The organism is Dokdonella sp., assembly GCF_049593775.1.
In the GTDB taxonomy this organism is placed as follows: domain Bacteria; phylum Pseudomonadota; class Gammaproteobacteria; order Xanthomonadales; family Rhodanobacteraceae; genus Dokdonella.
Map to the genome: position 1 here is coordinate 1 of NZ_JBAWHJ010000403.1, position 12,751 is coordinate 12,751.

Genomic DNA, 12,751 nt, shown 5'->3' on the forward strand with positions numbered 1-12,751 from the left:
GCCTTCAACTGTGGAAACACGAATATCGAGTAGATCGACAGTACGAGCGTCAAGAGTACAAGTTCAACGCCGATAACGCCGAGAGGCATGCGTCCTTGCTTGCGCTTGATATCTGGCCGACTCAATAATTCCAGTGCTGAATCGCCTTTGCCGTTCAACTCGCAGATTCGGACATAGTCAGCAATGCTCATCGAGGATTTTGTAGGCCCATGCAATGAAATGATGCTGCCTATGGCCGACGACAAGGGAAATTGCGGGTCGGCGCCTGCCTGCGGAGGAAGTGTCGACTCGGCAATCAGGATTTGAACTGCGTTTCCTGCGCCAACCGATTCCGCGCGCAATGCCAGCAGTCGACGCGAGACCTCCGCTACATCGCAACGAAGTGCAGATGCGTTAGCCATGGACGACCCTCCCTTCAGGAAACCTCACGATACCTTCACTATTTTCGACATAGGGTGGGCAACCACCTGGCTTCAACCGGTTTGGCTGCCACGCTGCCAACGGGCAAGTAGTTGTCCGTGGCTCCGGGTTCTTGCTCGCCACACGACCAGATGATCGGACTTCCAGAGGATTCGATGTTCACCCAGGGCCTCAGAGTGAGCGTGCGTTCGATCACTTGCTGGTCGCTATCCAGTCCCAGCTCCATGGAGGCAACCAGGGCGCCATCCAACACGTCGATGCTGCGAACGTAGGTGCCGCGCAAGTCCAGGGGAGCTCGCATCCCTGCCTCAACATTGTTCGCCGGCATTCGACCCCATCGTGAATGGAAATCGTTGATTGCGGCCTTTGAGTCGCCCAGTAGCATCAGGCTTTCCGCAACCTTGCTGCGAAGCAGGTAGTCGCGATAGGCAGGTAGTGCGATAGCGGAAAGAATGCCGATCACACTGACGACGATCATCAGTTCAACCATCGTGAAACCAGCAGTCCGCTTTCCCGAAGGGCAGATGGAACGTGGACGACTGGCTGGGCCTGACATGCTGTCTTCTCCGGGTTGCGTGCGGAGCCGTGGGACCAAAGTGATCAGTAATGCAGACGAATCCATGCCGTTCAATTGAAGCGGGTGTTTGTACGCCTTCCCCGACAACATTGCGCGCCTCCTGAGGGATCAGCTGCATCGTCCGGGACCGGATCCATCGAGGTCGAACCGAGATATCGTCTCGGCGCGAGTCGCAATGGACGAACAACCAATCGCCCAGCAGGCAGTAGAAAGGAATTTTAGCTACAAACACGTTCGCGTAGTAGCGTTTTTCTGGCCGGGTCTTGGCGTTTTTTGCCAGCGTTGATTGCATTGGCTGGCCGGGCCCGACAGCCCAGCCAGGTTGCAAGGTGCAAATTCCCCGAATTCCACCTCAGTCGGCGTTCCTGGTTCAGGGCATCTTAGGCCAGGAATCCGTGGTGGGATTTCGAAACGATCATGAAAGCCGCCGCTACGCGTCTGCTGACAAGAGAAGGAGTAATTGCCCCGGGTGACCCATCCAATGTGTCGGTCGGCGCTGAAACGTCGCCACATCAACGAGATTCAGCGAAATTTCACGGAGATTTCAGATTTCCTGCAAGTCTTTTCGATGCAAGGTGTCGATGATGTCGAGGTCGGCGGCATGGGGTCCGCCTGAATTTTGCGAGAGGACACTCATGAACATTTCCGCAATGCGCTGGCCATTGGGCATTCTGCTTTCACTGGCAGCTCTTGGATCAACAACGGCGTTGGCAACAGTGCCGACCGCTGAACTCACGCCGTTGTCGATCGACTTCAACAACAAGACACCGGGCCAGCCACTCGGCACGGGTGGTGCCGCGCTCGGCGAGCCAGCAGACCTCGAACAGCTGGATACCCGCATCGTCGAGTCCAGTCCTGGTGAGAACTATCTTCAGGTCAGCACGGTGGCGAGCCCGAACATTGCTCGACACTTGCACTGGACGCTCGAAGACGATGCCGAGTTGAGCGAAGGACTGGTGAGTGTCTCGTTGGATTTCACGCCCAGCGTGCGGGATAGCTATTCCTTCGGCATACGCGAGCGTGACGGAGCCGCCAGGGAATTCATGAGTCTCAGCTTCAACGCGGACGGCCGGCTCTACGCCCTGGATGCAGCAGGCCTGATCGGTGAGTTTTTCGATGTCTACAACGGTGGCGACACGCTTGAGATCGAGATGCTGTTCGACATGGATGCCCGGACAAGTTCACTGTCGATCAATGGGACATCCCTGTTCAGCGCACGCGCACACGGCGTCAGCGATCGCGGCATTGGTACTGTCCTGACCGGTTTTTCATCGTCTACAAGCGGTTCGCTTTTTGCACTCGACAACTTGCTGGTGCTCGCAAGCGCGCCCTTGCCGCTCGTACTCGATACCGACTTCAACAATCAGCCACCAGGACAACCCATCGGGACTGGGGGAGCGGTGGATGGGGAACCTGTCTACTTTTCATCCACCATCGCACAACAGGCCTATTTGGCCGGCATCAACAACGTCGCCTTGCGACTCTGGAGCACCGCGAGAAGCCCTATCGCGCTCGCGCGCTGGGAATTTCTCAATAATCTGGAGATCCGCACCGGCACTGTCGCCATCCATTTGGATGTGCGCCTGGATTCATCCCAGTGGTATGAGATCAACGTGAATGGACCGCCCAACGCAAGTACCCGGTTCAGCAGCATCCGCTTTACCCCCGACCGAAGGCTCCTTGGCCGAAGCAACGTTGAAATTGTTGATTCCAGGGGCTACGCGCGAATTGTTGGCACGTTTCGACCACGTGTATTCCAGCATTTGCAGATACTCTTCGACATGGATCGCGGTACCTACACTGTCAAGCTGGATGGTGCGGTTCTGGTCGACGGCTGGCGGCACGGAGTCAGGAACGGATCCGGCATCAGTTCCTTGCAAACCGGTTTCCAGAAGCAGGGCGTGATTGGTCGACCTATGGATATCGACAATCTGCAGGTGGGCGCCAGCGATTTCGTTCCCTAGACCATCGCCTGACGCCCCCGATTGGTCGTCAAACGCAGCCATCGCACCAACCGCAAGCATTTCCTTGCATTCGATCGTCTCAGCGGGCGTGCTACTGGCACCCGCTGGCGTTCGAACATCTCCGATTGCACTGAGTTGATCGGAATATCGAGAGCTGGCGTCAGCGATTCGCTCTACCTGGAAGATTCGTTGTGACGTCGAAATCAGCGAATTACACCGCATCCCAGACGCCCGAGAGCCAACCTTCACAACAATTAGAGAACTCTTGCAGGTGTTTTCGAACTCGACAACCCATGCTGGGGAGATCGGCGACACCTGTTTGCCGACACCTTCAACCCAAGGGAGCTTATGAATATCTCAATCAGCCACTGGCGATTTTGTCGGACTCTTGTTTGCGGCCGCATTTGCCTCAGCAACTGCAATGGCAGGAACGCCGAGCATCGACCTGACACCACTGTCGATCGACTTCAACGACAAGACCCCGGGCGAATCCCTGGGCGAGGGTGGTGTTGCTCTCGGTGAACCGATCAACCTCAGCTCGCTGGATACCCTGATCATCGAGTCCAGTCCCGGAGAGAACTTTCTTGTCGTGGCCAATGACCTGACCGATTTTGCTGCTCGCAGCCTTCGCTGGGAATTCGAGGACGAGGCAGAGTTTGCAGAAGGCCTGATCAGCATTTCGCTGGATTTCACACCCAGTGTTCGAGATAGCTATGCGATGTATGTTCTTGAGAATGCCGGCTCGTCCAAAGACTTCCTCCGGCTCAACTTCAATGATGACGGCGTGCTCTTTGCCAATGATTCGGCAGGCTTTATCGGCCAGTATTTCATCGACTATGACGGTGGCGATACGATTCACATCGAGATCCTGTTTGACATGGATGCGCGAACCAGCTCACTTCTGATCAATGGCACGTCGCTTTTTTCCGCACGGGCGCACGGCGTCAGTGATCGTGGCGTCGGCGCCATCAGGACCGGCTATGCCCCGAGCTCAAACGGCTCTGCATTTGCCCTCGACAACCTGCTGGTACTCTCGAACGTCGCCTTGCCGCTCGTGCTCGATGCCGACTTTGAAGACAAGAAACCCGGCCAGCCGATCGGCGAAGGCGGAGCCGAGCTCGGCGAGCCCGTCGAGTTTTCACCGTTACTCGCCCAGGCTGCCGTATCGCTCTCGGCAAGCAATATCGGGCTGCAGCTGGTGAACACCAGCCCGGACTTTGCCCAGTTTGCACACTGGGAATTTCTCAAGGACATTCAGATCCGAAGCGGCATCGTAGCCTTCGAGATGGACGTGCGATTCTCCAAATACGAGCAGCACATGATCCGGGTTCACGAGAAGTCCGGCAGCACATATTTGTTTGGTGGCGTGTACTTTCTCCCAGACCCGACAAACAACTCCCGTGGTCTTGTCGTGATTGCTGACGAGGGCGGTTCGGCTGGAGCCGTCGGCTCTTTCGATATCAACGTGTTCTACCGCCTGCAGATGATCTTCGACATGGACCAGGGCACCTACACGGTAAAACTTGCTGACCGCGTACTGGTCGAGGACCGGCCGCACGAGGTTGCGGAGGGTATTGGCATTGGATCCCTGCACACCGGTTTCGCGGAACGTGGCCAGATCAGCGCGCCGATGCAAATCGACAACTTGCAAGTGGGTTCCAGTGACGCCCGAAGCATTCCTTCCGCGCTCACATTTCTCCAGGAGCCGACCGAAGGTTCGGTGGACCAACCCTTGAGTCCGGCAATCGAAGTCGCCGTCGACAATGTCTTTGGCGAATTGGTGCCCGACGGCAGACTGGTCAGCCTGGTCATCGATTCCGGCCCTGCGGGAGCGCAATTGAATGGGGCGATGGAACCCGTGGTGGCCGGCGTTGCCCGCTTTGACAGCCTGAGCGCAAATCTTCCGGGTACCTATCGTTTGCGCGCCATTTCAGGCGATGTCGAACAACTCGGCAGCCTGAGTATCGTCGTCCTCGAATCCCAGGATCGAATCTTCAACGACGGATTCGATGGCAATCCAACCCTGCCTCACTAATCGACATGCCAAATTGACCTTGGCCAACGCGGGGATTCAACCATTTGCATCGAACGGTGCGAAAAGCAGCAATTTCGCTGTCTTGCAGCGAATTTCACGGAAATATCAGAATTCCTGCAAGTCTTTTCGTTTCAGTTTGGTGATCCTGCAGAAGTCGGCGGGGCGCGACCCGCCTGAATCTTGCTTTGGGGGGACTCATGAAATTTTCGAACACGTGCTGGTCGTTTGTCGGTCTTATGCTATTGGCAGCAATTGGATCAACGCCCGCAATGGCGGGAACACCGTCCGCGGAGCTTGTGGCCCTGTCCGCAGACTTCAATGACAAGACTCCTGGCCAAGCCATCGGTATAGGCGGAGCGGCCGTCGGCGAGCCGAATAGCCTGGGCCAACTGGATACCCTGATCGTCGAGACCAGCCCCGGCGAGAATTTTCTCCGGGTCGACAATGACATGACCTCGACCAATGCCCGCACTCTGAGATGGGGATTCGAGGACGACGCCGAGTTTGGCGAAGGTATGGTCAGCGTCTCGCTGGACTTCACGCCGAGCGCGCAGAGCAACTACAACCTGTTCTTCCGTGAGCAAGGCGGGGCGGCCAGGAACTTCATGACCGCGACCTTTGGCAAGACTGGTGATCTTGGTGTCCGCGATCAGGCGGGGACTATCGGAACCTACTCTGATTTCTACGTTGGTGGCGATACGCTGCACAATGAAATGCTGTTCGACATGGATGCCCGGACCAGCTCGCTTGTGATTGACGACGTTACGCTTTTCACTGGGCGGCAGCACGGCATTGGCGATCGTGGAGTGGGTGCGTTCTATACGGGCTACTACAATACGAACGATCAGACGGGGAATGGCGAACCGTTTGATATCGACAATCTGATGGTGTTGGCAGAAGGTCCCATGCCGCTGGTGTTCGACACCGATTTCAACAGCCAGACGAGCGGACAGCAGATCGGGACCGGCGGCGCTGCGCTGGGTGAGCCCGTTCTGGTTCCACCACAAATCAGTGCGAAGAACGTACAGATCGGGGCAAGCAACGTCGCGCTGCAACTCGAAAACACCACTCCGGCAACATCCCGACTGGTGCACTGGGAGTTCCTGGAGGGAATCCAGATTCGCACCGGCATTGTCGTGGTGGAAATGGATCTGCTCTTCGTGGATTACGAGCGCTACGTAATCCGGGTCGGGGAGCAATCGGGTGCCGCAAGCGTGTTCGGGACGGTCTATTTCTTCCCCGATCCAATGAGCACGACCAGCGGCAATGTCGTCATCGGTGATGCTGGTGGATCCAGCGGAGTTGTCGGAACGTATCAAGCCAACGTGTTTCAGCGCCTGCAGATGATCTACGACATGGACGAAGCGACTTACACGGTCAAGCTCAACGGCGCCGTACTGGTCGAGGACCGCCCACACAGCGTGACAACCGGCCTCGGCATCGGATCACTGGATATCGGTTTCCAGGCGAATGGGCTGACCACCATTCCCTACCTCGTCGACAACCTGCAAGTGGGCGCAAGCAAGGCCCCAGTCATTCCGGCAGTCGTCGAATTTCTGCAGGAACCGACCCAAGGTGACGTGAATGACCCCATGTACCCTGAGGCCGAGGTTGCGGTGGGCAATGTCTATGCGGATCTGGTTCCCGATGGAACCCTGGTCAGCATGGTCATCGAATCCGGCCCTGCCGGCGCTGTACTGAGCGGGGCGATTGAACCCGTGTCGAACGGCGTCGCGCAGTTCAACAATCTTAGCGTGGACCTTCCTGGTACGTACCGGCTGCGTGCGCTCTCCGGCGATGCCGAGCAATCAGGCAGCATGGATGTCGTCATCATCGACCCGTCGGACTGGCTGTTCGAAGATGGTTTCGATGGCGACCCAATGGGGCCCGACTGACCAACAACGTGGTCACAAGCCCGATCGAGGTGATGACAACGGGGGTGCAGGCCCGCCTGCTCCAATTCGTGGGCAAAGGCTCAATCCTCGATACCTGAACGGCCAGCGCGAAGGGAAGGAGAAGTCTTGTCCTGATCGAGAGAAGCATCGACTAGCGCTGGTCGACTCCTGTTTGCTGTCTTTTCGCTTCAACAAGATCAGGCCATCGCAACCTACCTTGAACTTCTCGTTTTGAGGGCAGAGTCATGAAGCAGAATCCCGTAGGCTGGTTCGAAATCTACGTTGATGACATGCCGCGGGCACAGCGATTTTACGAATCAGTGCTCGACGTTGCGCTCGAGAAGCTCGGTGATCCGACAGACTCCCAAGTGCAGATGATGGCCTTTCCGATGTCCATGGATTTGCCCGGAGCTTCGGGTGCACTGGTCAAGACGCAAGGATTAGACGCGGGCGCCAACAGCACCCTGATCTACTTACTATTGCGCTGACTGCTCTGTCGAGGGCAGCCGAGTTGTCCAAGCAGGTGGTCAGATCAAGCGCGAGAAGATGGGCATCGGTGAGTACGGATTCATCGTCCTCGCGATCGACACCGAAGGAAACATGTTCGGCCTGCATTCTATGGCCTAGCTCCCCCGATCCCGCCAACCCAAAGCCGGCACCTACTGGAACATCTTGAGGTGGCCCGGATTGCTGCCCAACGGAATAGCGATCAAAGGATGAGGATCATGTCTTGAGTCGAAATATTTCATAGAGTTTCCGAAGCTCATACCCCCAAGACTCAACGCTTGCCTGCTTGGACTCTCGTGCGGATCGCTTTCGCCATTTGCGAGTCCTCTTGCTTGTTGCTCAGGCCATTCGCGCGAGATATGTCAATGGATCCAGTTGGCAATGCGCGGCGATTGCTCCTGTGAGCTCGAATACTCGTGCCCGATCGCGGAAATCGAAGAGACGATACAGTCGATAGTGCTCAGCGTCGACCTCAGATCGGGCGATCTCATTTCGGCTTACGAAAAATGGGGTGAGCTCTCCGAATGCTGTGGTCTTGACCTCGATCAGCCGTTCCCGACCATCCTCCTCGAACGACAGGACGTCATAGCCCAGGCCATCGCCCTTAGTCGCGGCGACATGCTCCACTCGTTTGCTGAGGGTCTTCTTTCCTGCGGCGTGTAGGCGACGTGATTCCACGTCGGCGACGAATAGCTCGCCAGCAAGACCGAGTGAGCGGTTTCGAGATTCCTGCGCAAGATAGTCGCGTCGAACCGCTGCAAACTTCGGTACATACTCGGCCGATGTTTCCTGAATTCGCCTGGGCTTTGGTGCAGGCACCCATATGTTGTCTGGATTTTCCACAGCGATCGCAACGGCAGGGCGAAGGACAGCGGACTGAGCTGCTGATTGCAACAGCGTGTCTCCGTCGACCTGTGCTTCCACTATGTCGAGGAGGAGTGCCTGGTAGTTGCTACGCTGCTTGTAGCCTCGAATACTTGGATAGCCAAGTTCCATCATCACGGCACTAATATTGCAGTGCTTGAATTCGACTGAGGCCCTGCTTCGCCCATTCAATTTCTGCATCAGACTTTTTGCGTGTTCGGTCTTGTTGTAGCGTTGACCGTTGAGCTCCAGCGCAAGCATATGTCGGTAATCGGCCACGCATGCCTCGACCTCATTACGCGACCAATCTCCCCCGCCTATCATTGGTTCGCCTCCCACTCAGACGCTTGAGGTGTCCAGGTTAACCGCGTTCCGACCCAGATGGGTGGTTTTGCCTGGAACCATCATGGCAAGCGCCCCCGTTTATCTTCGCTCCTTTAGCACGAACAGTTCCGTCCGAATTCGGTCCATCAGAATCTGCGTACGCAAACTGGCTTGCGTGGGTACCAGCGCAGAGGACAAGCACCCCGCAGCGATGTCTTCGGAGACGGACTGGATTTCGAATTCGAAGCCGCTGCCTTTGCGTCCGTCGTAGAACTGGTCGATGCGGTCGTCCAGGCGGAACAGCGAGCACTCGCGCGCTCGCCAGAAGTCGGGGATGCGGATATGGCCTTCGGTGCCGATGATGCTGGCGGTGTTCGGCAACTTGCTGCGAAACGAGGTCGACAGCGTTGCGCTGGCCGAGCCGAAGTTCCACAGCATGCTGACGTGATCTTCCACGCCGTTCTCGGCATAGTGCGCGGCGGAATGCATGCTTTGCGGATCATCGGGAAAGAACTGCAAGGCCATCGTGATCGGGTAGATGCCCATGTCCAGCAGCGCGCCGCCGCCGAGCACTGGGTCGTATTCGCGCCCTTTGGGGGAGTACGGCATCGGGTAGCCGAGGTCGGCACTGACCTGGGTAAGCGTACCGATTCGGCCTTCGGCAACCCAGGCCTTGGCCTGACGTATGGCAGGCAAGAAGAGTGTCCACATGGCTTCCGCAAGATAACGTTGCTGGCGAGCGGCCTCGGCAATCAGTTGCCGGCACTCCTCAGCCGAGACGGTTATCGGCTTTTCGCAAAGCACGGCCTTGCCGGCGCGAAGTGCGGCGGTAGCCTGTTCGAGGTGCAATGTGTGCGGAGTGGCGATGTAGATCGCATCCACGTCTGCTGCTTCGTACAGCGGCTGATAGCCGGAATAGGCCGACGGAATCGACCATTGCCGCGCGAATTCCCGGGCTCGCGTTTCATCACGAGCGGCGACAGCGACCAGTTCGGCGTTGTTGACATGCGAAAAATCCGCCGCGAACTGGTGGGCGATGCGGCCCGCCCCGACTACTCCCCAACGAACCTTGCGAGTATTCATGCGTCCACTCCCTCAGGGCACCTGCGGGGGGATAGGGGCTGAGGCATTTCCCGTCTGCTTGGCAAGTGCCGCCCGAGCGACGCCGCTATTCCCTCAGCAGAAGGATAGTCCAAGTCGAGGGCGGGTGGTGCCCCAGCGTGGCTGCTGGCTGCCGGGCGTCCCGAATGGACAAGGAGCCAGGCCAAGGACGGAGTATGGCCAGCTGGGCGATTGCGCGATTCAAATCGGCCAGGGCTGGCGGCTTCTACTTGCAGCTGCCTGGTTCAGACGAACAGCATGTTCCCAGCCGTTTCCCAATGCCGAGGCGCGGTGATCGCCGCGCCTCGGGCTGATCAGTGCTTGCCTACCTCAACGCGCCGCGTTGCTGTTCATCGTCGCGTTGCGACTTGAGTTCAGGTACTGGGCGGGGTCGCGCATGCCGCTGGTATGGCACTGGCCGGTTGCGTGGCCGCGATTGATTCCGCCAGAGAGCTGGCCCTTGGTCTGTTCGGTCGTGCCGTCTTCAGGATCACTGAGGACAAGGTCGGTCGCGAACTGACAGTAGTCGTTGCTCCACCAGTTGGTGTACTTGAACGAGGTCGTGTAGTAGTTCACTTCGGATCGTGCCCAGGTTGGAATGCCGGCCAGCCATGAGGATGCACCGCTGTAGGTCATGTTGCTGTTGGAACCACAGGCAACGCCGAACCAGCTACCCAGAGTCGCGAGAATTCCCGACAGGTTGGTACCCTGGTAGGGCGTGCCGACCGATTGCATCAGGCGATTGCCGGTGGCGTTGTCCAGGCCGCTCCAGTAGTAGGTGTAGAGATGCAGCGAGGCCGCACCACCCTGGCTGTGGGAAACCGTGCCGAACGAGTTCCAGGTTGCGCCGAAATCGCGGATCCGCTGGGCGAACTGGTCGTGGCTGCGATTCTGGTTGGCATCGAGGAAGGTCGAATCGTTGGTGAACTGCGATGCCGGCCAGACACCGCCGGAGCAATAGCCGTGGACCAGCAGCAATCGTGTACCGACGCCGCTCACGGCGTTGGTGCTGGCCGGTCGCGGACCCATGGTCATGCGCTCGTCGACAACGATGTCGGAAGGCTTGGCCGTTGAGCGCAGGCTGGGCAGATCCAGGGCCAGGCTTTCGGCCGAGGCGACCGTGATGAAGTGGTTGGGATCCTCTATGCGCAGATTGCGCAACTCGTACGGTGGCTTGGCATCGGATTTGATGATCCAGCGTTCGTCGAAGCCAAGCGCGAGTGCGCCGTCATTCGGACTGACCATGCCGCCGACCCAGGCAATCGCAACCGGTTTTCCGCTGGCACTCGTGCCCCAGACTTCACCGATGGCGCGGTAGTGCTGTCCAGCCGAGCGAGCCGCTACCGGCACACGAATCGACAAACGATCGTTATCGACAATTGCGGCGACAGCGCGTGATGCGGTCACCTCAATGCTGGCGTCGACCACTGGCAGCAAGTGCTCGGCGGTACGCACGAAGTTCTTGCCACGGTGATTGACGCCGCGCACTTCGACCTGGGCGACATAGTCACCGGCGAGCCCGGCCGGGAAGTCACCGGCGAACAGGCCATCGCCCGCGATGCCGTCGTTGTGTCGGCCATCATCGAACATGGGGTAGGACGAACGGGTTCCATCGGGTGCGGTCACCCGGATGTTGGCCTGGCTGATGCGCCCAGCCCTGTTGCCGACCTGCACGCTGTCGTTGTTCGAGGTGGTCACCAGGGCGGTCAGGCCAAGGCGCTGGCCAACCAGTTGACGGGTGTGGGTCTGGTAGGAAGCCAGTTCGGTGGCTTCGTCGCCTTCGATCAGGACGAAGCCGTCCTTTGAGCCTGCCGCACTGCGCAGCTTGAGGGTCCAGCTGTCGCCATCGATCTTTTCAAAATCGTAGCGTGTGGCCGGAACCCGCGCCTGCTCGATGCCGAAATCGGATTGGGTGACGCGTGCGGCACGCGAGGCCGCGGGTGCCGAGCGACCCGAGGCCGTCAGCATGTCCACCTGCCAGTTCGCATCAGCGGGCTCGAAAACGAGGAAGCGCAGCTTGCCGTTCTCGATGGGCAAGGTGGCTTGCCAACTGCGTTCGCTGGAACCGGCGCCGCTGAACTGGACTGGCAAGAGAGCGCTTCTGGAATGGATGGTGGCATCCACTGGAGACGGCGCGCGCATGTTGTCGATTTCCGATGCCGGACCGGAAAGCTGCTTGGCAAAGGACATTGCGACGGATGAGTTCTCCGCCGCAATCAAAGGTGCAGAAATGGATAGCGCGAGCAATGAAAGCGCGAGTTGAGTTCGGTTCACGGCATTCCCTCCCAGGAAGGCATAGGTTGAACAACAGGGTGTGAGCCCAGTCAGTAAAAGCACGGTGATCCCGATATCGCACTACGCTCCGACTTTCCCCGGTCGGATACGCAGCTCCCCTGCGATGTTGGGCTCGAGGCGGAGTCTGTACGCTGGCGTATGGTTCCACAAGACGCACTGCAGCATGGGACGATTCAAGAAGTTCCGAGGCGGCAATGAGCGGCAGAAGTCCGCCGCTCTTGCCCGGCGCTGGGTTGGCAACCCAAGTGCTGAAACTCCAGCAAGACTCGAAATACATGGATGACCGGCACACGCCTCTGGCCCTTGATCCCTGGATCTGCGACAAGGTTCAATTTTCACATTCCCCGCCCGCCAACATCAATTACCATAGTCATTTCAACCATTGGGCCGAGCGCAACTATGGGTTTCAGGACTATTGTAATTGGAATGCTACTGATCACGCTGCCCTTGACAGGGTGCGTCACGTTTCCACCTTTGAAAATGTCTGGCGTCGATGCAACAAATGGTTCATTTGTCGAGGACAGAACCAAGCCCGACAGCTATCCTGGATTCGGGTTCGCAGAGGGCAATATTTATAGCTGCCGATATGGTATCCGGCACATTGGTCAGGCGAGATATGTTCCATCCAAAGCCGTAATATTTGGCGCATTGCTTGTGGAGTCGCGACCAGAAATTGCCACCCATCGGGTAGTTCTTGACCAGTTCGACGTCTATCAGAACTATCGTTTGAGATCGCTTTCGGGCACACGGTCAATGGGCGGCGCGATAT

Annotated in this window: 10 protein-coding genes; 5 read left to right on the forward strand and 5 right to left on the reverse strand. The window is 58.0% G+C overall.

What is annotated here, in order from left to right; genetic code table 11:
* Both WBP53_RS13800 and WBP53_RS13805 read right to left on the reverse strand, forming a co-directional pair.
* On the reverse strand, positions 1–401 hold a 401-nt coding region (locus WBP53_RS13800), incomplete at its 3' end, for a hypothetical protein (RefSeq protein ID WP_423929874.1).
* Positions 402–439: 38 nt separating this feature from the next.
* Complete coding sequence (locus tag WBP53_RS13805; protein ID WP_423929876.1) at positions 440–1,087, reverse strand: pilin; 648 nt, start codon at positions 1,085–1,087, stop codon at positions 440–442.
* 545 nt (positions 1,088–1,632) lie between these two features.
* Between WBP53_RS13805 and WBP53_RS13810 the strand changes: the two genes are divergently transcribed.
* The 4 genes from WBP53_RS13810 to WBP53_RS13825 all read left to right on the forward strand — a co-directional run bounded on the left by WBP53_RS13810 (position 1,633) and on the right by WBP53_RS13825 (position 7,379).
* On the forward strand, positions 1,633–2,961 hold the full coding sequence (locus WBP53_RS13810) for a hypothetical protein (RefSeq protein WP_423929878.1): 1,329 nt from the start codon (positions 1,633–1,635) through the stop codon (positions 2,959–2,961).
* A 421-nt stretch (positions 2,962–3,382) separates the two neighbouring features.
* The gene (locus tag WBP53_RS13815) at positions 3,383–4,996 is read left to right on the forward strand and encodes a hypothetical protein (RefSeq protein WP_423929880.1); all 1,614 of its coding nucleotides are present in this window, start codon (positions 3,383–3,385) and stop codon (positions 4,994–4,996) included.
* Between the two features lie 269 nt (positions 4,997–5,265).
* Positions 5,266–6,891, forward strand: a complete 1,626-nt coding sequence (locus tag WBP53_RS13820; RefSeq protein ID WP_423929882.1) for a hypothetical protein — start codon at positions 5,266–5,268, stop codon at positions 6,889–6,891.
* Between the two features lie 245 nt (positions 6,892–7,136).
* Positions 7,137–7,379 (forward strand): VOC family protein, encoded by a 243-nt coding sequence (locus tag WBP53_RS13825; RefSeq protein ID WP_423929884.1) that lies wholly within the window; start codon positions 7,137–7,139, stop codon positions 7,377–7,379.
* Positions 7,380–7,737: 358 nt separating this feature from the next.
* Here the strand turns inward: WBP53_RS13825 and WBP53_RS13830 are convergent, their stop codons facing one another.
* The 3 genes from WBP53_RS13830 to WBP53_RS13840 form a co-directional block, all read right to left on the reverse strand.
* The gene (locus WBP53_RS13830; protein ID WP_423929886.1) at positions 7,738–8,541 is read right to left on the reverse strand and encodes a DUF3883 domain-containing protein; all 804 of its coding nucleotides are present in this window, start codon (positions 8,539–8,541) and stop codon (positions 7,738–7,740) included.
* Between the two features lie 144 nt (positions 8,542–8,685).
* The gene (locus WBP53_RS13835) at positions 8,686–9,669 is read right to left on the reverse strand and encodes a Gfo/Idh/MocA family protein (RefSeq protein ID WP_423929888.1); all 984 of its coding nucleotides are present in this window, start codon (positions 9,667–9,669) and stop codon (positions 8,686–8,688) included.
* Between the two features lie 348 nt (positions 9,670–10,017).
* Positions 10,018–11,961 carry a choice-of-anchor X domain-containing protein gene (locus tag WBP53_RS13840; RefSeq protein ID WP_423929890.1) on the reverse strand — a complete coding sequence of 648 codons (1,944 nt, stop codon included), beginning with the start codon at positions 11,959–11,961 and terminating at the stop codon, positions 10,018–10,020.
* 447 nt (positions 11,962–12,408) lie between these two features.
* Between WBP53_RS13840 and WBP53_RS13845 the strand changes: the two genes are divergently transcribed.
* Positions 12,409–12,751, forward strand: a 343-nt coding sequence (locus tag WBP53_RS13845) for a hypothetical protein (RefSeq protein ID WP_423929892.1), incomplete at its 3' end; no start/stop codon positions are given.

Bases quoted from the DNA above. Each gene is read 5' to 3' on its own strand.
- WBP53_RS13810 (WP_423929878.1), top strand. From the start codon at position 1,633: ATGAACATTTCCGCAATGCGCTGGCCATTGGGCATTCTGCTTTCACTG.
- WBP53_RS13835 (WP_423929888.1), bottom strand. From the start codon at position 9,669: ATGAATACTCGCAAGGTTCGTTGGGGAGTAGTCGGGGCGGGCCGCATC.
- WBP53_RS13825 (WP_423929884.1), top strand. From the start codon at position 7,137: ATGAAGCAGAATCCCGTAGGCTGGTTCGAAATCTACGTTGATGACATG.
- WBP53_RS13805 (WP_423929876.1), bottom strand. From the start codon at position 1,087: ATGTTGTCGGGGAAGGCGTACAAACACCCGCTTCAATTGAACGGCATG.
- WBP53_RS13815 (WP_423929880.1), top strand. From the start codon at position 3,383: ATGGCAGGAACGCCGAGCATCGACCTGACACCACTGTCGATCGACTTC.
- WBP53_RS13820 (WP_423929882.1), top strand. From the start codon at position 5,266: ATGGCGGGAACACCGTCCGCGGAGCTTGTGGCCCTGTCCGCAGACTTC.